Below are 21,617 nucleotides of genomic sequence, written 5' to 3'. Positions count from 1 at the left end.
ACAGCTTTCTTTATCTTGCGCCATTTCCAGTAATAATAATTTTTATTGTTCTTATTGAAATTAGAAGATCTAACCAAAGCGAAAAGTTTCGAATATAAAAAAAGTCGTACTCCAATTTTGTCATCATTTCATGCACTTGTGTTGTATGTCCTTGATTAACCTGTGCCCAGCCCGAAATTCCAGGCTTGACGCAATGTCGATAGCTAAAAAATGGTACTTTTTCTTCGTATATTTTAGCAAGATGTTGAGATTCTGGACGTGGTCCAATAAAGCTCATGTCACCAATAATGACATTAAAAATCTGCGGTAATTCGTCCAGTCTGTATTTTCTTAGCCACCGACCGCAGCGAGTGATGCGTGGATCATGAATATTATGTATATAATGAGTTTCTTTTGTTCCTGTGTGCATGGATCGTAATTTTATAATTTTGAAAATTCGATTGTTTTCGCCTACACGCGGTTGGATGAAAAAAATGGGACCTTTGCTGTCGATTTTAATAATTATAGCTAGAATCGCTAGTATAAATATAAGTGCAGGTAAAAGTGCAAGGGCTGTAGTGAAATCTACTATTCGTTTTATGAAATAGTATTGTTGAGAGATTGACAGATGTCCATCAAGGTTTTCTCTTAAGTGTTGAATGGGTACTCTCCCCGTTAAAGATTCTTGGATGTGACTGTAATGATATACAGGTATTCCTGCTAAGGTACATTCAGCCAAAAATCGTTCCCATTCACTTGTTAGTTCATCGGAGTGTAAATCTGCGACAATAGCATCAAATCGCGTGTTGTTGATATAGGGTGCATTTAAAATTCTGATATCGGTTTTATCATTTCCCGTAAATTCATATGCTTTTCCCAGAGGAATTAATGCCACTTTAGTTACTCTAAATCGGCGGCCTAAAACAAAGCCACAAAAGAACCAAATGTGAGTGTATAACAGAATAGATATGGTCTCATTTATTTTTGGTTGGTAGGATGTAATCCAAAAACTGGTTAAGTATATCGCTAGGGTGCTTAGAGAAAGTCCTGGTAAAAGAACAGAGAGAGTGTGTGTGCCAGGATACTTTATGGATTGTCGATACCATATGTAAGCTGAAGTGAAGCAAGTGTTTGTAAACAGAATTGTTGAAAAAATCTTTTCTATTTCTGATGCTTCATGAACCGTTATTATGGCTAGATTTAGGATAGATAAGCCTAGTATCCAAGGTGTTAGTTTGTTTAATAATAATTGCTCATACCATTTAGAGTGGCGTTTTTTGATAGAGGATTTGCTCGCCACGTATGTCTCCGTTCAAAGGCTCAAATATAGACAAAAGATTAAATCTTCTGCCCACATTAGCTATCTGAGAATTGTATGCTAGTGTGGGCCAGAAGCCTTATTGTTTAAAAAATGTTAATCGAGCTGGCTGAGGTCGCGTACCGCACCCTTATCGGCGGAAGTGGCCAATTTGGCATAGGCTTTTAAGGCCGCGGAAACTTTACGTGGACGCTCAGCGGCCGGTTTCCACCCCAGCTTGTTTTGCTCGGCACGGCGTAACGCCAGCTCTTCATCCGATAACAGCACTTCAATCGTACGGTTAGGAATGTCGATACGAATGCGATCACCCTGGCGCACCAGGCCGATATTACCCCCGGCGGCGGCTTCTGGAGAGACATGGCCGATCGATAAACCGGAGGTTCCGCCGGAAAAACGACCATCGGTCAGCAATGCACAGGCTTTCCCCAGGCCTTTGGATTTCAGATAAGAAGTGGGGTAGAGCATTTCCTGCATGCCTGGGCCGCCCTTAGGGCCTTCATAACGAATTACCACCACGTCACCCGGTTTCACCTGGTCTTCTAGGATATGATGCACGGCATCGTCCTGAGACTCCACGATGTGAGCGGGGCCTTCAAACACCAGAATCGACTCATCCACCCCAGCGGTTTTGACCACACAACCATCTAGAGCAATGTTGCCATAGAGAACGGCCAAGCCGCCTTCCAGAGAGAAGGCATGCTCAATACTGCGGATGCAGCCATGTTCACGATCACCGTCCAGCGTTGGCCAGCGTGTGGCTTGACTGAAAGCTGTCTGGGTCGGAATACCGGCAGGCCCGGCTTTATAAAATTCGATCACTTCTGGACTTGGGTTACGCATGATGTCCCACTGATCCAGCGCAGCTTTCATGCTTGGGCTGTGTACCGTCGGAGCATCGGTGTGCAGGCGTCCTGCACGATCCAGCTCCCCGAGGATCGCCATGATGCCGCCGGCGCGGTGGACATCTTCGATATGGTATTTCTGCGTATTCGGCGCCACTTTACACAGCTGAGGAACTACACGGGAAAGACGATCTATATCCTTCATGCCGAAGTCAATTTCAGCTTCTTGAGCAATCGCCAGAAGGTGCAAAATGGTGTTGGTGGAACCGCCCATGGCGATATCCAGCGTCATCGCATTTTCAAACGCCTGGAAACCCACAGAACGTGGTAACACGCGCTCATCGTCGCCTTCGTAGTAACGTTTTGCCAGTTCAACAATCAGGTGACCGGCGCGTTTGAACAGCTGTTCACGATCTGCGTGCGTGGCCAGCATCGTGCCATTACCGGGTAAAGACAGGCCCAGTGCTTCGGTCAGACAGTTCATTGAGTTGGCAGTAAACATCCCTGAGCAGGAGCCGCAAGTTGGGCAAGCTGAACGCTCAACTTCCGCAACCATCTCATCCGAAGCGCTCGGATCCGCAGCCAACACCATGGCATCGACCAAATCCAGCTTGTGCTCAGACAGTTTGGTTTTACCGGCTTCCATCGGGCCGCCGGAAACAAAGATCACCGGAATGTTTAAACGCATTGCAGCCATCAGCATACCCGGTGTGATCTTGTCACAGTTGGAGATGCAGACCAGCGCATCGGCACAATGCGCATTCACCATATATTCAACGGAGTCAGCGATGATGTCGCGGCTCGGTAAAGAGTAAAGCATGCCGTCATGGCCCATCGCGATGCCATCATCCACGGCAATGGTATTAAATTCTTTGGCGACGCCGCCGGCTTTTTCAATTTCACGGGCGACCAGCTGGCCCATATCTTTCAGATGGACATGGCCAGGCACAAACTGTGTAAACGAGTTGGCGACCGCAATAATTGGTTTCTGGAAATCATCATCCTTCATACCGGTTGCGCGCCAGAGGGCGCGAGCACCGGCCATGTTGCGGCCAGAGGTGGTGGTGCGTGAGCGATAAGTGGGCATGCTTGGATCCTTCACACGAATTAAGATGGATGTGGACTGCAGTGAATGAGCATCAGTATATCAGATTCAACAAGCTGCGCGATTGGGTAAGACCGGTGCGACTGCGCCTTGGCTTGAAGATCGGCTAGCCTGCCTTTATGCTCACAGGCCGTATTTTTACAATCCTAATCTGAAAGATCGCTGACTGATGACTATTAAACTTGATAAGAAAAAAATTCGTCAGGATGCTCTGCTGCGCATCTGTATGTATACCGGTATTCCGCTGAGTGTGCTGGCGATTGCCAGTTTGTGGCTGGGGCAAACACTCGGTTCACCTCTGCTGGGCATGGTGTTTATGTTCAGCACCGCGCTCGCCATCCTGATCGGTCTGATCTACAACGTGCGCTTTGTCATCCTGTCGGTGCGCTCTTTACGTGAGCAACAGGCGCAGGAAGCACAACGCAATGCACGCAAAGGCTAGGGGCACCATCAAACCGAGGCGTGTCTGGGATGATTTGTTGGGCTTTGTTCAGAAAGGATTCATCTCAGTCGCGCTAGTCTCTCCCCACTATTTATTTTCTGGTGTTCGGCTGTGTCGACAGCCGCGCGGAGGAGTTGCTTTATGTTGCCGAAACCTGTGCCGGTTCAGCGTCTGCGTCGACGCTTGATGATCTTACTTGCCGGCCTCTTGCCTGCCTTGCTGATCTTGTCTGTGTGGGCCAATGAAGTCGGCTTGGATCTAAAGCAAGCTACGCGTTTAGCGCAGCAGCTGTATGGCGGCCAGGTGGTGAAGGCTGAGCAAACCGAAATCGACCAGCAGCCGGTCTACCATATCCGTATGGTGCGTGAGGGGCGGGTGCGTGATGTCTGGATAGATGCCCGTAATGGCCAGATCGTACAGCGTTGAGGGGAGGCGCCTGCAATGAAGCTTTTAATGGTAGAAGATGAACCGGATCTGCGCCGCCAGCTCAGTGGCCTGTTGGCGAATAAAGGCTACACCGTAGAAGAGTGCAGTGAAGGTCAGGAAGCGGTGTACCAGGGTTTAGAATATGAGTTTGATGTGGCCGTGGTGGATTTAGGGCTGCCCGGTTTATCCGGCTTGGAAGTGATTCGTCGCTGGCGCGCCCAGGGGCGTGACTTTCCGATTCTGATCCTGACGGCACGTGGGCATTGGCAAGACAAGGTAGAAGGTTTGGAAGCCGGTGCCGATGATTATCTGGTTAAACCCTTCCAACCCGAAGAGTTGCTGGCGCGCTTGAATGCATTGGTGCGTCGAGCGGCGGGTCATGCCAAGCCTAAACTCAGCTTTGGGCCTCTGACACTGGATACGGTGAGCCGGGTGGTGTTTCTGCATGACGAAGAAGTGCGCCTGACCAGTTACGAGTATCGCACTGTAGAGTATCTGATGCTGAATGCGGGCAAAACCATCTCCAAAGCGGAATTGACCGAGCACCTTTACCACCAAGACTTCGACCGTGATAGCAACGTCTTGGAAGTCTTTATTCGACGCTTGCGCCAGAAGCTCGACCCCGATCAAAGTTTGCAGCCGATTCTAACGGTGCGTGGTTTGGGTTATCGCTTTAATCCTGAATTGGGAACAGGAGCCTAATCATTTCCACCTTGCTGCCACGCTCCTTACAAACGCGGTTGCTTTTAGCCTCGATCCTCTTTTTACCCCTAATCATCGCGGCGGCGGCGATGATGCTGCAACGCGCACATCTGCAAAGTCTGATCGCCTCTGAACGCAGTCAGGCGCAGCTGCAGGTCTACCTCTTGTTGGGTGCGGCTGAAATTCAGCAGGGACAACCGATGTTACCGGCGTTTCTACAAGAACCAGGATTTGCCCAGCCAGAATCGGGTGTCTACGGGGTGATCAGCGATCGTGAGGGTGATTGGCTTTGGCGTTCGGAGTCGGCCGCGCTCTTACCGGAAAGCTGGCGCTCGACCTTGCAGCAAAACCTGTTGGAGCCTGGGCAAAGCCGTTTTCTCTATTTACGCGATCGCGGCATGTTTCTACTGCAATATCCGGTGATCTGGGAGAGTGAGGGGCAGGATTATTATCTGCGTTTCTCGGTACTCCGCAGTGACGAGCGTGTTGAGGCTCAACTCTTGGCGTTTAAGACGCAGTTGTGGGCTTGGTTAGGCGGTATCTTTGTTCTGGCACTGCTGGTGCAGTATCTCATTCTGCGCTGGGGCTTGCGTCCGCTTTATCGTTTAGCGCGTGATCTGAATCGGATTGAGAAAGGCCAGGCTGAGGAGTTATCTGGGCGTTATCCACTGGAGTTGCAACAGGTCACCGACAGTTTGAATCAGTTGATTCGCAGCGAGCGCCAACAGCGGGAGCGTTATCGTAATACGCTGGGCGATTTAGCCCACAGTTTGAAAACCCCTCTTGCAGTGATGTCCGGTGCGGTGAATGAATCTTTGAGTTTTGAGGCTTACCAGCAGCGCGTGGAAGAGCAGGTGCAACGCATGAATCAAATCGTGCAGTATCAGCTTTCACGGGCGGTGAAAGCGGAAGGGCGAGTCTTGGCCAAACCCATTCCGATCGCACCGGTGGTGCAACGCTTAATGGCCGTTTTGCAGAAGGTCTATGCCGAAAAAGAGATTTTGGGCGAAAACCAGGTTTTAGCGACAACCGAGTTTTTTGGTGATGAGCGAGATCTGCTAGAGCTGCTCGGCAATCTCTTGGAAAACGCCTTTAAATATGGGCGTCATCAGGTGCGTGTCAGCTCGATTCAAACCCGTAATGGCAGTCTGTTGATCATCGAAGATGATGGCAATGGCATTATGCCGGAGCAGTCACGGGTGATTCTGGAACGCGGTAAGCGGATGGATACTTCAACCACTGGGCAGGGCATTGGCCTGGCGGTGACGGTGGATATTTTGAGTAGTTACGGTGGTGGGCTGGAAGCGGACAACTCACCTGAACTCGGCGGTGCACGCTTCCGTTTGATGTTGCCAAAACCCTAGTGGCTCGTTTAACCGGCTAGGGTTTTGACAAACACCTTGGAGTTACGCTGGAAGTTATACAGCGCTTTTTTCTCTTGAGGCAGGGCTTCAAAACCACTGGCTTGAAAGCCACGCTCGATAAACCAGTGGGCGGTGCGGGTGGTCAGTACAAAGAGCGCCTGCAGGCCGAGAGAGCGTGCTTGCTGTTCAACGGCGGCTAAAAGCCGATCACCGCGCTCACCGCCCCGATAATTGTTGTCGATGGCCACACAGGCCAGCTCACCCATCGCTTCTTCGGCAAAGGGATAGAGCGCCGCACAGCCGATGATGGCACCATCGCGCTCCACCAGCACAAATTGTTCGATCTCCGCTTCCAAACGCTCACGGGAGCGTCGCACCAGAATACCCTTCTCTTCGAGTGGTGCAATCAGCTCCAGTATGCCACCGACATCCTCAATATTGGCTTGGCGCACCTGCTCATAAGACTCGCGAATGACCATGGTGCCGGTGCCATCGCGGGTAAAGAGTTCGGATAACAGCGCACCATTTTGCTGATAGCTGATGAGGTGGCAGCGTGGCACGCCCTGTTCACAGGCATCGGCCGCCGCTTGCAGCAGACGCGCCGTTTCGGTGTGGGGCTGGCCGGGGTCTTCTAGGCTGGCCAAATAATGGCTGACCATACGCCGTGCCGTGGCGACCAGAAGCTCACTGCGCAGATCCCCGCGACTGTCACGAATGCCTTCCTCGCTGCCAAACAAAATCAACTTGTCTGCTTGCAGTGCAATCGCGGTGCGTGTGGCCACCTCTTCAACCGATAGGTTAAACACCTCACCTGTAGGGGAGAAGCCCAGGTTGGGTAGCATGACCAGATTGTTTAGCTCCAGTTGTTGACGAATCGCGCTGTGATCTATGCGTCGCAGCTCACCGGTATGGCCCAGATCGACACCGTCTACGACCCCAGCCGGGCGCGCGGTGACAAAGTTACCACTGCAGATACGGATGCGGGCACCGTGCATGGGGGTGTTAGACAAGCCCATGGAGAAGAGCGCTTCCAATTGGGTACGTAAGCAGCCGGTGGCTTCAATCACACAATTCAAGGTGGCCGTGTCGGTCACACGCTGATGGTGGTGCAAGCGTGAGGTGAGTCCGGCCTGTGCCAGGCGCGTTTCTATCTGGGGGCGTGAACCAAACACCAAAACCAGACGCACGCCTAAGCTGTTGAGCAGAGCAATATCATGCACGGTATTGGTCAGGTTAGCATCGGCTAGCGCTTCGCCACTGAGCATGAGAACAAAGGTTTTACCGCGATGGGCATGGATATACGGCGAAGAATGGCGAAACCATTGCACATAATCCGTTTGTTGAGTGAACTCTTGAGTCATGATGTGGATCCAGCTGGGCGTTATCTAGGTGCGTGCCGGTGTCAGGCAGTAGTGAATGATCAGTTTTTCCAAAAGATCCACGCAGGGTTGTATCTGCGCTTGATCAAGATACTCATCGGGTTGGTGTGCCTGATTGATGGAGCCGGGGCCAAGAATCAGAGTGTCCATGCCGAGTTGTTGTAAAAAAGGTGCCTCGGTGCCAAACGCCACGGCTTCGGCGCGATGGCCGGTCAGGCGCTCGAGAGTCAGGGTCAATTCACTGTCCGCTGGGGTCGCAAAAGGTGGAATCCCGGGGAAAAGTGAAAAGGTTTCCAGTTGCACACCGAACTGCTCGGCCAGAGGATCCAAGCGCTGATGTACGGCTTCACGTAAGCCTTCCAGTGACATGCCAGGGAGGGGGCGTAGATCAAACTCCAATTCACAGCGTCCACAAATGCGGTTGGGATTGTCCCCGCCATGAATACAGCCCAAGTTCAGCGTCGGCACGCTGACACGGAAATCAGTGTTTTGGTATTTGGACGCTAACTCCTGACGAAACTGTATCAGCTCACTTAACACACCGTGCATCGCATCCAGCGCGTTGGCACCCAGGCTGGGATCAGACGAGTGGCCTGAGCGTCCTTCAATGCGCACGGCTTCCATCATCATGCCTTTATGCATTCGGATCGGCTTTAAGCCTGTCGGTTCACCGATCACCGCTGCACGTGCTAAAGGGCGCCCTGCTGCGACCAGCGCCCGCGCCCCGGACATGGAGGTCTCTTCATCGGCGGTGGCGAGAATAATCAGCGGTTGTTTAAAGGGTTGTTGATGACAGCGTGCGGCGGCAGCAATCGCGAGAGCAAAAAACCCTTTCATGTCACAGGTGCCAAGGCCATAAAAACGATTGTCGCGTTCAGTGAGTTGGAAAGGGTCGCTGTTCCAGAGTTCAGGGTTACAAGGCACGGTATCGGTATGGCCAGCGAGCACCAACCCCCCTGGGCCCTGCCCAAGGCTGGCAATCAAATTATATTTTCCTGGGTGCCCAGGGACAGGCATGACTTCCACTTCAAAGCCGAGTGCTTCCAGCCAAGGATGCAGTTGTTCAATCACAGGCAGATTGCTGAGATCCTGATGGGCATGGGTTGAACTGATCGAGGCTGTGCCGATCAAGGCTTTCAGCATTTTAAGGATATCGGCGTGTGCAGAGGACATAAAACCACTCCGGTGAAAGGCCAGACGGATGTCTATAATGCAGCCTTTACCGGAGTAGGTCTAGGGTGAGGGCTATGCCTTAGAGGAAGATGCCTTTCAAAATAAAGAAGATAATGATGGAGAGGATGGCACCGGCAGGCAGGGTCACAATCCAAGAGATAAAGATGGTGCCAATAATCCGTAGATTCAGCGCGGCCATACCGCGTGCTAACCCCACCCCTAATACGGCACCCACCAGCGTGTGTGTTGTGGAGATGGGGAGGCCGGTCCCGGAAGCAACCACTACTGTTGCGGCCGCCGCCAGGGTGGCAGCAAAACCACGGCTCGGGGTTAATTCCGTGATATTCTGGCCAACGGTGGCGATGACTTTATGGCCATACATGATTAAACCGGCGACGATACCGCCGCCACCGAGTAATAAAATCCAGGCGGGCATCACTGAGCGTGCGGCTACTTCTCCCCCGGATTGCACCACACTGACAACGGCGGCGAGTGGGCCAACGGCGTTGGCGACATCATTCGAGCCGTGGGCAAAAGCCATCGCACAGGCGGTAAACAGCATCAGGATGGCAAAAATCTTTTCCACATTGGTGAAGTGGTAATCCTTGTCATCACTTGGCACATAACGAATCCGATTGATCATCAGAACCCCCACCGCCATCGCGATCAGCCCGATAACAAGAGACGCGGCGGCACTCTGAGCGTAGCTCATGTCCAGGCCGACATGGCTTAAGCCCTTGGTGAAGGTCACCATGGCGATGATAAAACCAACCAGGAAGATATAGTAGGGTACATAACGCTTGGCATTCCGGTAGGGATCCTCACTGCCGAGAATCAGGTACTGGACACTGCGAAATAAGAAATACGCGATGAAACCGGCGCTCACTGGGGAAATCACCCAGCTGGCAACAATCGTCCAGATTTTATTCCAGTGTACAGCCTCCACTGAAATCCCTACGGCGGCAAAACCGACAATTGCTCCGACGATGGAGTGGGTGGTGGAAACCGGCCAGCCGAAGTGAGTGGCCACTAGTAGCCAGATCCCCGCTGCTAACAGAGCGGACATCATGCCAAAAACTAAAAGATCGGGGTTATCGGCGAGCAATCCGGCATCGGTGATGCCGCTGCGGATGGTTGCAGTGACCGCTCCTCCCGCCAAATACGCTCCTGCAAACTCGAAGATAATCGCGATAATGATCGCTTGTTTCAGGGTGATGGCTTTTGAGCCGACCGACGTTCCCATGGCGTTGGCAACATCATTGGCGCCGACCCCCCAGGCCATAAAAAAACCAAAGACACAGGCGATGACAATCAGCAGCGTGCCGTACTGAGCAATAACGTCCATAGCAATTCTCGAACTTTTGAATTAGCGGGCGAGTAACATCTGCAGACGGCTACCCACCTGCTGTGCACGATTGGCGAGATCACCGATCCAATCGATGATGCGATAGAGAAAGATGACATCGATGGGGTAAAGTTCGCGCTCGACTTGGAACAGTGAGTTACGCAAACGGCGTTCACGCTCGTCCGTGTCATGCTCAAGTCGATCCAGCTCATCGATGAGCTTTTCGACCAACTGCACTTCACGGCCGCGAAATCCGGTGGCTAGTAATTCATCCAATTCATTCATGGCGACCACCGCTTGCTCGGTGGTTTTCACGGCACAATCCAGAAACTCCACCAGCTCATCACGAATCGTGGCGGGTATTTCCATCTTGCGACCGAGCATCAAGCCGGCGATATCTTTAGAGCGGTTGGCGATACGATCCTGCATACGTAACAACTCTAACAGGTCGTTGCGCGGTACAGGGAGGAAGAGGTTGCCGGGTAGATTCTGGCGAATGGCCCGTTTCATCTCATCGGCTTCCCCCTCAAGGAGGGCGATGCGGCGCTGGCATTCAGCGGCTTCTTCCCAGTCTCCTGCAATCAGGGCCTGCATAAAATCGGGAAGTTGAGCGGCAGCTTCCTGTGCTTTGACGACATGCTCCTGCATTGGCTTGAACGGAGATCGTGCAAACATTTGCAGGATCGGGTTGTTGCTCACCATCTGCGTTTCCTATCCGTTTGGGTGACCGGGCCACCATGAAAAGAGTCGTCAAGTATAAGTCTGGGTGGTGTATTTATGTAGTCAAAGTGTCATAAAAAAGACATGGAGATGTCATATATCAAATTCCCCGGAGGCATGACTCCACGCCAGGGTATTGAGTCTGATATGCTCAATTCATCTTGAGTTTAGTCGATGGGAGCATCTTGTGATCGAAAGCCAAGCCTTAGAGCAGCTACCCGAATGTTTGCGTGACAGCAGTGCCGAAGCCCTAGAGCGACTGAAGCAGGCGCTAAGTGCTCAAGGCCTGTCTGAGATGGCCTTACCCTTGGATGAACTGCTGACGGTCATCACCGGCAGTGAGTTTGTTCTCGATCAACTCCTGCGTCATCCGCATGGTTTACACAGCTTGCTGCAGGGGGATCTGGAGCGCGTGCGGAGCGAAGCAGACTATCGACAGCGCTTAGGTGAGCGCTTACTAGCCTTAAGTGATGAATCTCAACTGCCAGGGCTCTTGCGCCAGTATCGTAACTACGAAATGGTACGGATCATCTGGCGTGACCTAACGCGCAAGGCGCAGATGGAGCAAACCACCCTAGAGCTGTCCTATCTTGCCGATACCTGTATTGATGAAACCCTGAGCTGGCTGTATGAACGTGCCTGTCAGCGCTGGGGAGTGCCACAGAGCTGGCCGGATAAAGCGGGAAACACTCAGCCACAACGCCTAGTCGTCTTGGGCATGGGTAAGCTGGGTGCGCATGAGCTGAATCTTTCATCCGATATCGATCTGATTTTTTGTTATCCACAAGGCGGCGAAACCGATCATCCTAGAAACAGCTTGGATAATCAGGACTTTTTTATCCGCCTGGGCCAGAAGTTGATTCAGGCTTTGGATAATCTCACGCCCGAGGGGTTTGTTTTCCGGGTGGATATGCGTCTGCGCCCCTTTGGCTCGGCCGGCCCTCTGGCGATCAGTTTTGATGCCATGGAGCGTTATTACCAGGAGCAGGGGCGGGAATGGGAAAGATACGCGATGATCAAAGCGCGTACCGTGGCAGGCGATTATGCGCAGGGTGAGTACTTACTTAAACAGCTGCGCCCCTTTGTTTACCGTAAGTATATCGACTTCAGCGCGTTTGAATCCCTGCGCGAAATGAAGCGTATGATCAATCGTGAAGTGCGTCGCAAGGGTCTGGAGCAGAACGTCAAATTGGGCTCGGGCGGGATACGCGAAGTCGAGTTTATCGCACAAGCCTTCCAGTTGATTCGTGGCGGTCGGGATCTGGATCTGCAACAGCGTGAGCTGCGCCATATTTTGCCCTTGTTACCGGATAAGGTCGGGATGCCGGAAGAGGCGGTGACCGAACTTATGTCAGCCTATCGTTTTTTGCGCAACACAGAGCACGCGATTCAAGCGGTTGCAGATAAACAAACGCAGGAGCTGCCTTCCGATCCACAGGGGCAAGCACGCATCGCTTACAGTATGGGATTTGCCGACTGGGCCAGCTTTTCGGCCGAGTTGGAGCATTGGCGGCAAGCCGTTTCGCGCCATTTTGCCGAGGTGATCGCTCCCGAAGAGGAGGAGCAAGCGACCGAAGAGGAGCAAACCCAGCTCGATTGGCGCGCGCTCTGTCAGGGGGAGATGGAGGAGGGCTCGGCACGTCTGTTCTTGCAAGAACAGGGATTTGCGCAAGCCGATCAAGCTTGGCAGCATCTACAAAACCTGCGTGAATCTCGCCCCATGCAGATGCTGCAACAGATCGCTTTAGAGAGACTCTGGCAGGTGTTACCTAACTTGTTAGCTGCCTGCGGTCGGGTGCCGAATCCTGAATTAACCCTAGAGCGCGTGTTGCGCTTGATTCAAGCCATCCTGCGCCGCTCCGCTTATCTAGTGCTCTTGGCAGAAAATCCCGGTGCGCTGCAGCAGCTGGTGCGCCTCTGCTCAGCCAGTGCATGGTTTGCCGAGCAGTTGGCTAAACAACCGGTGCTGCTGGATGAGTTGATCGATCCGCGCACGCTGTTTGCGCCTCCCGATAAAGCGCGTTTGCATTCTGAACTGCAGCAGCAGTTGTTGCGCATCCCAGAAGAGGATACCGAGCAGTTGATGGAAGCCTTGCGCTACTTCCGCCATGCGCATGTCTTGCGTGTGGCCGCATCGGATATCACCGGCGCTCTGCCTCTGATGAAAGTAAGTGATTACTTAACCTGGCTGGCAGAAGTGCTGCTTGATGCGGTCTTGGACAGCGCCTGGAAGGGGCTCGTTGCCAAGCATGGTGTGCCGCAACGTGAGCCTGGGGTGGCCTGTGATCCAGATTTTATAGTGGTCGGTTATGGCAAGATGGGGGGGATAGAACTGTCTTATGGCTCCGATCTGGATCTGGTCTTTATTCATGATGCCGACATGAATCTGGATACCGATGGTGAAAAGCCGGTTCCCAATCCGGTGTTTTTTAACCGCCTCGGTCAACGCATGATTCATATCCTTAGCACCTTCACGCCCTCCGGCTCTCTTTATGAGATCGATATGCGCCTGCGCCCTTCTGGCAACTCGGGGTTATTGGTCAGCAGCCTTAAGGCCTTTAAAGAGTATCAGCACAAAGAGGCCTGGACTTGGGAGCACCAAGCTTTGGTGCGTGCGCGTGTGGTCGCGGGCAGCGCGGCCCTGGCGCAGCGGTTTAATCAGGTGCGTGGTGAGATTTTGGCGCAGCCACGTGAACCTCTGGCGCTCAAAAAAGAGGTACGAGAGATGCGCGAGAAGATGCGCCAACATCTGGCCACTCCGGCGGCAGAACGTGAAGGGGTGTTTGATCTCAAACAAGACCCAGGCGGTATCGTCGACATTGAATTTATGGTGCAGTATCAGGTGCTGGCACAAGCGCATCAGTATCCGGATTTACTCACCTACACTGATAATATCCGCATTTTAGATGCCATAGAAGCCAATCAGCTGATGCCTGCAGAAGATGCTGATTTCTTGCGCGAAGCTTATAAGGCTTTCCGCTCCGTCGGGCATCGACAAACCTTGCAGGAGCAATCCAATTCCGTGTTGGCCGATGCCGACCTCACCGCCTATCGGCAAAGAGTGGCGCAGCTGTGGAAAACTTGGATGGAGGTTTGAGTTCTTGATCCAGGCTGGCTTAGACAAGTCAGCCTAAAAAAGGGGAGCCGAAGCTCCCCTGATCGATCAAAATTTTCTGTTACACGCGTGTTAACCAGCCGTGCGTGTCGGGAGTTTTGCCCCACTGGATATCATTCAGCGCACGGCGTAACTTAAGCGTGGTGCTGCCGATGTTACCCTTGCCAATCGCATGCTCTTGGCCCTTGTAGATCAGGGTGCCGACCGGTGTCAGTACGGCGGCAGTACCAGATAGCGCGGCTTCACAGCCCGGTTTGGCGGCACGCTCTAGCAGCTCAGTTACGGTTAATTCACGTTCGGAAACCGTCATACCCAAATCGCGTGCCAGAGTCAGGATGGAATCACGGGTTACGCCGTGCAGGAAGCTTTCATCCAAAGCCTTGGTGATGATCTCGTTACCATCGATCAATAAGAAGTTCGCCGCGCCCGTTTCCTGCACATCTCCGCCTGGGCAGAAGAGAATCTGATCCGCCTGAACCGCTTCGCGGGCACGCATGATCGGGCGCAGAGCGCTGGCATAGTTACCCCCGCTTTTAATCATGCCCATGTGCGGCGCACAGCGCATCCCTTCATCTTCCAATAACAAACGCAAAGCACGATCCCCGCCTGCAAAATAATCGCCAACGGGAGAAACCAAAACATAAAAGCAGGAAGTTAAAGAGGGAACCGCCGCTTTACCGATGGCCGGTTCAGTTCCGAAATGAGTAGGACGAATATATAGAGAGCCTGGTGGTGCTGGAACCTCATCGGCAAAGCGTGCCACCGTGGTTTTGATCATCTCCGCGACCATGGCTTTATCCAGTGCCGGCAGTGCCAGGAGTTCGCTGCTCTGAGCTAAACGCTCAATATTGCGATCCATGCGGAAGATATTCACGGAGCCGTCTTCATGGCGGAAGGCTTTTAACCCTTCAAAACAGGTGCTGGAATAATGCAGAACATGGGCGCCGGGATGTAGAGTCAGACTGTCGCTGGATACCATTTCTGCCGGGCTCCAACCTGACCCATCGAACCAGGAGATTGCCATTTCCGGCATAAAAACGGTACCAAATGCAGCAGCCATGTAGATATCCTCAAGGTGAAAAAGTTACAAAGATCCGGCGACACGGGTCTTTTAGTGAGGCATGATTGTAAACATCGCACTGAATAAAGGGAATTGCCCGAAAGTGAAATCCCCGGCTAAAGCGCTTCCGCTCTCAGCTTTTCCGATGCTCGCCTCGTTTACCAAGAGGAATCTACCGCTTTGAGTCAGATCTGGATCATCTCCGATGGCAAACCTGGGCATTTCAACCAGTCTTTGGGCTTATACCAAGCCTTAGCGCGTCTAAAACCCGATCTTGTCATGCACTCACTTCCCCCCTTAAAAATTCGTGACGGGTTGCAACGCACTTGGCCAGAGGCTTATCAGCAGGCCTTGGCGAGCGGCATCCCCAAACTGGTGATCGCCGCCGGCCATGCCACACATCTCACGCTGATCTATTTAAAGTGGCGCTTGGGCTGCAAAACCCTGGTGTTAATGAAGCCCAGCTTGCCCTGGGCCTTGTTTGATCTCTGTTTGATTCCTGAGCATGATCAGCCGCCGATGTCGGATAGAATCCTGCCGACCCTCGGTGCGTTAAACCCGATGCGCCCTGGGCCAAAACAGCCCGATTCCACTTTGCTTTTGGTCGGCGGCCCTTCACGACACAGCGCCTGGAATGAAGCGGAGTTTTTCGCTCAGTTACAAACTCTGCAGCGCCATACACCCGGCAGACTGCGTGTCACCAGTTCTCGACGTACCCCTGACGCCACCTCTGAGAAACTGGCGCACTGGCCAAATATAGAGTTCTACCCCGCGCAGCAGACCCCGCCGGGATGGTTGGCCAAGGAGTTGGCGCAAACGCAAACCTGCTGGGTCACTCAGGATAGTGTTTCCATGGTCTATGAAGCCCTAACAGCCGGTTGTGCGCTCGGTGTCTTGGAAGTGCCACAAAAGCAACGCAACCGCTTGAGCCAGGGGCTGCAAAAGCTTGCCGATGCGGGGATAATAACGCTTTTTTCACACTGGACAGGCGCAGCCTTGCCGCAACCTGAGCAAGCCTTTGATGAAGCCGGTCGCTGTGCTCAACATATTTTAACAAGAGGGTGGTTATGAGCCTGATGACATTAGATCAGATCCGTTTAGGGATAATTGGCTTAGGTTATGTTGGGCTACCCTTGGCGGTGGAGTTCGGTAAATACCGCCCCGTGGTCGGCTTTGATATCAATACGCGCCGCATTGCGGAATTACAGGCTGGAGAAGACCTCACACTTGAAGTCGAAGCCGAAGAGCTGGCCAGTGCCCAATATCTGAGTTACAGCTCCGATCCTGAAGCCTTACGCGCCTGTAATGTCTTTATCGTGACGGTTCCCACACCGATTAATGGCCAAAAACAGCCTGATCTGACGCCCTTGATCCGTGCTTCCGAGACGCTGGGCCGAGTGATCAAGACAGGCGATATTGTCATCTATGAATCCACCGTTTATCCGGGGGCGACGGAAGAAGACTGTATTCCGGTCATCGAAGCCATCTCAGGCCTGACATATAACCAGGATTTTTATGCAGGCTACAGCCCTGAACGCATCAATCCAGGGGATAAGGTGCATCGTGTCACAACGATCAAAAAGGTGACTTCGGGTTCCACGCCTGAAGTTGCGGATCTGGTGGATGCGCTCTATGCCGAGATCATTGTCGCCGGTACCCACAAAGCCAGCAGCATTCGAGTGGCTGAGGCAGCCAAGGTGATTGAAAACACCCAGCGTGATCTCAACATCGCTTTGGTGAATGAATTGGCCATCATCTTTAACAAGCTCGGCATCGATACCCTGGAAGTTTTGGAAGCGGCAGGGACTAAATGGAATTTTATGCCTTTCCGTCCCGGATTAGTGGGAGGCCACTGTATCGGTATTGATCCCTATTATCTGACCTACAAGGCACAGGCAGCCGGTTACATTCCCGACGTCATCCTCGCCGGGCGGCGCATTAATAGCAACATGGGTGCCTATGTTGCGGATGAGCTGGTCAAAGGCATGTTAAGAAAACGCATTCATGTTGCCGGTAGCCGCATCTTGATTATGGGCTTAACCTTTAAAGAGAACTGCCCGGATTTGCGCAATACACGCATTTTGGATATTCAACATATGCTCTTGGGTTATGGTGCCGAGGTGGACATCTATGATCCTTGGGCTGAAGTTGAAGAAGCACAAGCGGAATACGGCATCACACCGATTCAGCAGCCACAGGCTCAAACCTATGACGCGATTCTTTTGGCCGTCGGCCACCAATTATTCTCTGATTTAGGTGTCGACACCATCCGCAGCTGGGGCAAGGCCTCTCATCTACTCTATGATTTGAAATATGTACTGCCTGCCGACCGTGTGGATATGAGGCTGTAAAACATGAAGGTGGTACAGATTCTTCCCGACCTAAATGGCGGAGGTGTCGAGCGCGGCACACTCGAAATCGCTAAAGGCCTTGTTGCCGCCGGCCATGAATCGATTGTGATTTCTGCAGGCGGACGCCTAGTCGAACAACTGGAACGCGAGGGCAGTCGCCATGTCACCTGGGATCTGGGTAAAAAATCCCCGATGACTTTTCGCCATATCTGGGCATTACGTCGTTGGCTGAAAAAAGAAAAGCCCGATATCTTGCATCTGCGCTCGCGTATGCCCGCATGGATCGCCTGGTATGCTTGGAAAGGCTTACCCGCCGAAGACCGACCCCGCTTTATCACCACCGTGCATGGTCTATATTCTGTCTCTAAGTACAGCTCGATCATGTGTCGTGGCGAACGCGTCATCGCGGTATCCAATACCGTTTACCACTACATTCGCGATCATTATCCCGATACGGATATGAACAAGGTGACAGTGATTCAGCGCGGGATCGATCCAGAAGAGTTTCCTTATGGTTATCAACCATCACAAGCCTGGTTAGAGGCTTGGTATCAAAGTTACCCACAGCTTAAGGATAAAAAAGTTTTAACTCTGCCCGGTCGTTTAACCCGTTTAAAAGGCCACCATGATTTCTTAGATCTGATTCAGGCGTTGAAAAATGATGGTCTGGCTGTACAAGGGCTGATCGTAGGGGGGGAAGACCCCAAACGCCGAGCCTATGCACAAGCCCTTTACCAGCGAGTCAAAGAGATGGGGTTGGACTCAGAGATTACCTTTACCGGTAATCGTAGTGATATGAAAGAGATTTATGCGGTATCGGATGTGGTGTTGTCGTTATCCACCAAGCCAGAGTCCTTTGGCCGAACCGTACTGGAAGCGCTGAGTATTGGAACCCCTGTAGTGGGTTATGATCATGGTGGGGTGGGGGAATTGTTAACTCAGTTTTATCCTGAAGGCTTGGTTTCTATTGATGAAAGCCCAAAGTGCAAAGCCTTCAGTGCTATTGGAGCGGAAGTGAAAGAGGATTTGCTTCTATACAGTTTACAGGATATGTGTAATAAAACTTTATCTTTATACGCTGAAATGAGTGTAGCCAAAAATGTATGAAGTGCATGTTATTAACTTAGACAAGGCTCCAGAGCGATATGCTCATATGCTAGAGCAATGTGGTAAGTATAATTTAATGCCCAATAGGTTCTCAGCAATTACACCCTCATCGCTGCCTGATTGGCTAAAAGGTTTTTTTTATGATGAGGCAGGTCATCGATATGCTGATCTAAAACCCGGTGAGATTGGATGTTACGCATCACATCTATCGTTGATTAAAAAGTCCTTAACCGAAAATAAAGTCTTGCTCATCATGGAGGATGATCTTGTTCTTACTGAAGGTTTTTCCAATATTGATCTGATTGTCGAAAATCTTCCTGACGATTGGGGGTTTGTTCGGTTAAGTAACGAGACAAAAAGTGCATTCAAGCTGATTAAAGACTTTAGTTTTGGTTCTTTGGGAGAGCATTGGCGTATACCAAATAATATGGGTGCGTATCTCGTTCATCCAAGAGGAGCAAAATGTTTTTTGGAATATAGAATGCAAAGGTTTCGTGCTATAGATGAAGATTTTCGAAGAGTTTGGGAGTATGGCGCTCCGAATTATAGCCTGGCTCCAGGTTTGGCTATTACTAATGTATTTGACTCGACTATCGACTCTTTTGGAGATCGCTCGAACGAAAGAGAGCGAGACCGTAAAAGATGGTTTAAAGCTAGAGAGTTGTGGTTTGCAAGGCCATATTGGTGGTTCAAGAGATGGGGCGTGCTTTCAGTTATAAAAGCAGTTTTAGTAAACTTGAAAGCAAGTCTTGTTAAGAAAGTGAAAGGGAAAAAAGGGATAAGTGACCATTTATATTTTATTAGATAGATTCCGGTTTTGTTTTGGAATCTATCTTTATTTTGTTGTGATTGCTTATGTATCTTTAGCTAACTTGGATTGGGTTGCAGCACAGCGTATTACGCTGATGAGAAAAATATATAAATATATAAGACGCCCTGTGCTCATTAATGTCTCTGTTAACGCACCTATAGAGTAAGTCGCTACAACCAGCGAACTTGCAACAAGATATCGTCCTTTCAAGCTATACATTGCACCGATTAGCAACCCCAACCAGGCGAAAACTCCAAGCAAACCCCGTTTGGCGAATGAGTCCATATATTCATTATGAAAGTGATCAAACATGGATAGTAAGTCTGGGTGATAGTTGTTTTCATAAATAAAATCATGTGAGAGCTCTCGTAAAACATCTAGGTCTTGCCCTGATCCTAAAATTGGAGACCTCTTCCCTAAGAACCAAGCAGTGTGCCACATTTGAACTCTCAGTCCCGTGCTGGTATGAGAGTTTCCTTGTTCAAATTGCTGAAACTCCCATTTTGTTTGCTGCCACCGCATTTGTACTTGAGGTAATTGTGTGGCTAATATCAGTACAATAGCTGAAAAGAATACAACACCAAGCTTTTTCTTTGGTGATTTTGATCTAAGTATAAAGAGTAGGGTGAGTAGTGAGAAAAAAAATATCCAGGAAAGTACAGCGCCTCTTGTTCCAGATAAAATAACTGCAAAAAATGCAAGTAGTCCAGTTCCAAGAAAAATTAGTTTATAAGAAAGTTTTTCTTTTATCCAAGCTATGCAAGTCGTGATAAGGCCTAATGTAGTCATAAGGGTTGCGTAGGCAATAGCGTTATGGCCCAAATCAGCTCTTGATTTATTAAGCCAGAAGGCTTCATGTATAGCAAATCCTACACCAAATAATGTTCCTAGTAAGATAGCCCAGTGTAACCAGCTTTCTTTAAACCCAAAGTGTAGAAGATATAAAAATAAAACGATTGCAAGTATAAATCTAAATGGACGTTCATAACTACTGATGTCAGAACTTCCATCTAAGATTCTAAAAACAATATGCGTTAATCCATAAAACCCTAGAGCCATGATCCATGATCCATGATTAAGCCATGCAGTATCTAAATTTCTGACTGTAGGGATGATAAAAATAAATGAAAGTATTAGTAATGTGGATGTGGCAATTGATTGATCGAATGCAACTATTGCAATAAAAAACCAACTTAACAATAGGGTGTTTGCATATGAAGTGTAGTCAATGGATTTTATTGCTTTCATTCAGGACCTGGAGTTAATTTTTTATCTAAATGGATTTATATCTTGGTTGGTTTGTTTTTCAGCCTGTCTCTTAATGATTTTAATAATTCCTGTGGTTTTATTTCCGAGAAGGCTAATGCCCTATCTGAAGATTTTTTTTGGTACTTGATGATATCTTCTTGTGAACTTGTCAGGTTTGCTATTGCCTGGTATATGCTTTGACCTGTGATTTCATCTAATAGTATGCCCGCATCTTTAACTATTTCAGGTATGCCGCCTCGATTACTTGAAATTAAAGCGCACTCAGTATTTATCGCTTCTAGTACGGTCAGGCCAAATGGTTCGTTCCACTTCGATGGTAGAATAGCTATTTTTGATTCGGAGAAGTGCTCTAATACCTCTTGATTGGAACATCTAGAAATATGGCGCACTTTGCTCGGATATTTCTCTATGAGATTATTCAGTGTTGCTGAAGATTTATCCTTGTCCGTAGTGTTCGAATAATGTGCGATGATTAAGGAAGTCCATTCATTATCTTTTGCAAAGAAATGATCTAGAGCTTGGCAAAGTTCTATCACTCCTTTTTCTTCGGTTAGGCGACCGACAAAAATAATCTGATTTTTCTTTTCTTTCTTTTCGTAATACTTGTTATTTATGTTGTAAATTACGGAGCTCTTGTTTATGAGCTCATCGTTCTTGATGTCTTTTGTGAGTTCGTTTTTTATATATTGACTAACACAGATAATATGATCAGAGTTTTTAAGCGCTCTTTCTCTTAGGGCGACCGATTTAAGTAGTTTTATTTCGTTCGGATCATTATGTAAGTAAAGAATTATCTTGTTTTTGCAGCGTTTTCTGAAAAATTCAACATAAGATGGTCTGTTGTGTATTTCTAGTATGGCATCTGGGTAATTTTTGATGATTTTTAATATTTCCTCACAATATTTTTTTGTGCGGCTAAAGCTGAAAATCCCCTTGGAGTTACATGTTATGAACTTTGGAGTGTTAGGCTTGTTCGGCTTCTTTCCCGTTATAACAATAGTTTCTTCAGGGTTGTCACTAGTCTTAATGAAATTTTCAACAGTAAGAGCAATCGCTCCAGAGCTTTCTTCAGAGTATGATTCTTTGTAAGGGAGAATGGAAAAAATCAT

18 protein-coding genes are annotated in these 21,617 nt (G+C 50.0%); 9 read left to right on the top strand and 9 right to left on the bottom strand.

The features are described 5' to 3' along the window. Nucleotides 1–10: 10 nt before the first annotated feature. Together E1H14_RS13275 and ilvD are read right to left on the bottom strand one after the other, a co-directional pair. Nucleotides 11–1,279 carry a sugar transferase gene (locus tag E1H14_RS13275; RefSeq protein WP_149391108.1) on the bottom strand — a complete coding sequence of 423 codons (1,269 nt, stop codon included), beginning with the start codon at nucleotides 1,277–1,279 and terminating at the stop codon, nucleotides 11–13. A 114-nt stretch (nucleotides 1,280–1,393) separates the two neighbouring features. Beyond that, a complete protein-coding gene (ilvD, locus tag E1H14_RS08875) occupies nucleotides 1,394–3,226 on the bottom strand; it encodes a dihydroxy-acid dehydratase (RefSeq protein WP_149391107.1) in 1,833 nt (610 codons plus the stop codon). Nucleotides 3,227–3,413: 187 nt separating this feature from the next. Between ilvD and E1H14_RS08870 the strand changes: the two genes are divergently transcribed. The 4 genes from E1H14_RS08870 to E1H14_RS08855 all read left to right on the top strand — a co-directional run bounded on the left by E1H14_RS08870 (nucleotide 3,414) and on the right by E1H14_RS08855 (nucleotide 6,178). Further along, nucleotides 3,414–3,686 (top strand): hypothetical protein, encoded by a 273-nt coding sequence (locus tag E1H14_RS08870; protein ID WP_149391106.1) that lies wholly within the window; start codon nucleotides 3,414–3,416, stop codon nucleotides 3,684–3,686. Between the two features lie 141 nt (nucleotides 3,687–3,827). Continuing rightward, nucleotides 3,828–4,112: a PepSY domain-containing protein gene (locus E1H14_RS08865; protein WP_149391105.1), complete on the top strand. Its 285-nt coding sequence runs from the start codon at nucleotides 3,828–3,830 to the stop codon at nucleotides 4,110–4,112. 15 nt (nucleotides 4,113–4,127) lie between these two features. Next, nucleotides 4,128–4,814, top strand: a complete 687-nt coding sequence (locus E1H14_RS08860) for a response regulator transcription factor (RefSeq protein ID WP_149391104.1) — start codon at nucleotides 4,128–4,130, stop codon at nucleotides 4,812–4,814. Nucleotides 4,815–4,903: 89 nt separating this feature from the next. Next, nucleotides 4,904–6,178 carry an ATP-binding protein gene (locus E1H14_RS08855; protein ID WP_149391103.1) on the top strand — a complete coding sequence of 425 codons (1,275 nt, stop codon included), beginning with the start codon at nucleotides 4,904–4,906 and terminating at the stop codon, nucleotides 6,176–6,178. Nucleotides 6,179–6,186: 8 nt separating this feature from the next. Here E1H14_RS08855 and argA read toward each other — a convergent pair whose 3' ends face one another. The 4 genes from argA to E1H14_RS08835 all read right to left on the bottom strand — a co-directional run bounded on the left by argA (nucleotide 6,187) and on the right by E1H14_RS08835 (nucleotide 10,777). Then, complete coding sequence (argA, locus tag E1H14_RS08850) at nucleotides 6,187–7,539, bottom strand: amino-acid N-acetyltransferase (protein ID WP_149391102.1); 1,353 nt, start codon at nucleotides 7,537–7,539, stop codon at nucleotides 6,187–6,189. Between the two features lie 24 nt (nucleotides 7,540–7,563). After that, nucleotides 7,564–8,730 carry an acetylornithine deacetylase gene (gene argE, locus E1H14_RS08845; RefSeq protein ID WP_149391101.1) on the bottom strand — a complete coding sequence of 389 codons (1,167 nt, stop codon included), beginning with the start codon at nucleotides 8,728–8,730 and terminating at the stop codon, nucleotides 7,564–7,566. A gap of 79 nt (nucleotides 8,731–8,809) precedes the next feature. After that, on the bottom strand, nucleotides 8,810–10,075 hold the full coding sequence (locus E1H14_RS08840; RefSeq protein WP_149391100.1) for an inorganic phosphate transporter: 1,266 nt from the start codon (nucleotides 10,073–10,075) through the stop codon (nucleotides 8,810–8,812). A gap of 21 nt (nucleotides 10,076–10,096) precedes the next feature. Next, complete coding sequence (locus E1H14_RS08835; RefSeq protein ID WP_200834075.1) at nucleotides 10,097–10,777, bottom strand: TIGR00153 family protein; 681 nt, start codon at nucleotides 10,775–10,777, stop codon at nucleotides 10,097–10,099. A 205-nt stretch (nucleotides 10,778–10,982) separates the two neighbouring features. Here E1H14_RS08835 and glnE point away from each other — a divergent pair, with 205 nt between their 5' ends. Beyond that, a complete protein-coding gene (gene glnE, locus E1H14_RS08830) occupies nucleotides 10,983–13,892 on the top strand; it encodes a bifunctional [glutamate--ammonia ligase]-adenylyl-L-tyrosine phosphorylase/[glutamate--ammonia-ligase] adenylyltransferase (RefSeq protein ID WP_327436779.1) in 2,910 nt (969 codons plus the stop codon). Between the two features lie 79 nt (nucleotides 13,893–13,971). Here the strand turns inward: glnE and E1H14_RS08825 are convergent, their stop codons facing one another. Beyond that, nucleotides 13,972–14,970 (bottom strand): branched-chain amino acid aminotransferase, encoded by a 999-nt coding sequence (locus E1H14_RS08825; protein ID WP_149391099.1) that lies wholly within the window; start codon nucleotides 14,968–14,970, stop codon nucleotides 13,972–13,974. Nucleotides 14,971–15,150: 180 nt separating this feature from the next. Here E1H14_RS08825 and E1H14_RS08820 point away from each other — a divergent pair, with 180 nt between their 5' ends. The 4 genes from E1H14_RS08820 to E1H14_RS08805 are packed head-to-tail and all read left to right on the top strand — an operon-like array spanning nucleotide 15,151 to nucleotide 19,236. Beyond that, nucleotides 15,151–16,041 (top strand): mitochondrial fission ELM1 family protein, encoded by an 891-nt coding sequence (locus E1H14_RS08820; RefSeq protein ID WP_149391098.1) that lies wholly within the window; start codon nucleotides 15,151–15,153, stop codon nucleotides 16,039–16,041. 5 nt (nucleotides 16,042–16,046) lie between these two features. Beyond that, on the top strand, nucleotides 16,047–17,321 hold the full coding sequence (gene tviB, locus E1H14_RS08815) for a Vi polysaccharide biosynthesis UDP-N-acetylglucosamine C-6 dehydrogenase TviB (RefSeq protein ID WP_149391248.1): 1,275 nt from the start codon (nucleotides 16,047–16,049) through the stop codon (nucleotides 17,319–17,321). Between the two features lie 3 nt (nucleotides 17,322–17,324). Continuing rightward, entirely contained in the window at nucleotides 17,325–18,428 is a 1,104-nt protein-coding gene (locus E1H14_RS08810; protein ID WP_149391097.1) for a glycosyltransferase family 4 protein, read from the top strand. Continuing rightward, complete coding sequence (locus E1H14_RS08805) at nucleotides 18,421–19,236, top strand: glycosyltransferase family 25 protein (RefSeq protein ID WP_149391096.1); 816 nt, start codon at nucleotides 18,421–18,423, stop codon at nucleotides 19,234–19,236. Before E1H14_RS08810 ends, E1H14_RS08805 begins: the two co-directional genes overlap by 8 nt. A 45-nt stretch (nucleotides 19,237–19,281) precedes the next feature. On the opposite strand, the gene E1H14_RS08800 is transcribed toward E1H14_RS08805, so the two are convergent. Both E1H14_RS08800 and E1H14_RS08795 read right to left on the bottom strand, forming a co-directional pair. Next, nucleotides 19,282–20,487 carry an O-antigen ligase family protein gene (locus E1H14_RS08800; RefSeq protein ID WP_149391095.1) on the bottom strand — a complete coding sequence of 402 codons (1,206 nt, stop codon included), beginning with the start codon at nucleotides 20,485–20,487 and terminating at the stop codon, nucleotides 19,282–19,284. A gap of 35 nt (nucleotides 20,488–20,522) precedes the next feature. After that, the gene (locus tag E1H14_RS08795; RefSeq protein WP_160142051.1) at nucleotides 20,523–21,617 is read right to left on the bottom strand and encodes a glycosyltransferase family 4 protein; all 1,095 of its coding nucleotides are present in this window, start codon (nucleotides 21,615–21,617) and stop codon (nucleotides 20,523–20,525) included.

The organism is Nitrincola tapanii, from assembly GCF_008368715.1.
Taxonomy (GTDB): Bacteria; Pseudomonadota; Gammaproteobacteria; order Pseudomonadales; family Balneatricaceae; genus Nitrincola; species Nitrincola tapanii.
The sequence above is the reverse complement of the archived record's forward strand: the minus strand, read 5'-3'. Positions and strand labels throughout refer to the sequence as shown.

Coding starts and splice junctions, on each gene's coding strand:
- E1H14_RS08800 (WP_149391095.1), bottom strand. CDS start 20,487: ATGAAAGCAATAAAATCCATTGACTACACTTCATATGCAAACACCCTA.
- E1H14_RS08840 (WP_149391100.1), bottom strand. CDS start 10,075: ATGGACGTTATTGCTCAGTACGGCACGCTGCTGATTGTCATCGCCTGT.
- E1H14_RS08860 (WP_149391104.1), top strand. CDS start 4,128: ATGAAGCTTTTAATGGTAGAAGATGAACCGGATCTGCGCCGCCAGCTC.
- E1H14_RS08870 (WP_149391106.1), top strand. CDS start 3,414: ATGACTATTAAACTTGATAAGAAAAAAATTCGTCAGGATGCTCTGCTG.
- E1H14_RS08855 (WP_149391103.1), top strand. CDS start 4,904: ATGATGCTGCAACGCGCACATCTGCAAAGTCTGATCGCCTCTGAACGC.
- E1H14_RS08835 (WP_200834075.1), bottom strand. CDS start 10,777: ATGGTGAGCAACAACCCGATCCTGCAAATGTTTGCACGATCTCCGTTC.
- E1H14_RS08805 (WP_149391096.1), top strand. CDS start 18,421: ATGTATGAAGTGCATGTTATTAACTTAGACAAGGCTCCAGAGCGATAT.
- E1H14_RS08865 (WP_149391105.1), top strand. CDS start 3,828: ATGTTGCCGAAACCTGTGCCGGTTCAGCGTCTGCGTCGACGCTTGATG.
- E1H14_RS08795 (WP_160142051.1), bottom strand. CDS start 21,617: ATGATTTTTTCCATTCTCCCTTACAAAGAATCATACTCTGAAGAAAGC.
- ilvD (WP_149391107.1), bottom strand. CDS start 3,226: ATGCCCACTTATCGCTCACGCACCACCACCTCTGGCCGCAACATGGCC.
- argA (WP_149391102.1), bottom strand. CDS start 7,539: ATGACTCAAGAGTTCACTCAACAAACGGATTATGTGCAATGGTTTCGC.
- E1H14_RS08825 (WP_149391099.1), bottom strand. CDS start 14,970: ATGGCTGCTGCATTTGGTACCGTTTTTATGCCGGAAATGGCAATCTCC.
- tviB (WP_149391248.1), top strand. CDS start 16,047: ATGACATTAGATCAGATCCGTTTAGGGATAATTGGCTTAGGTTATGTT.
- E1H14_RS08810 (WP_149391097.1), top strand. CDS start 17,325: ATGAAGGTGGTACAGATTCTTCCCGACCTAAATGGCGGAGGTGTCGAG.
- argE (WP_149391101.1), bottom strand. CDS start 8,730: ATGTCCTCTGCACACGCCGATATCCTTAAAATGCTGAAAGCCTTGATC.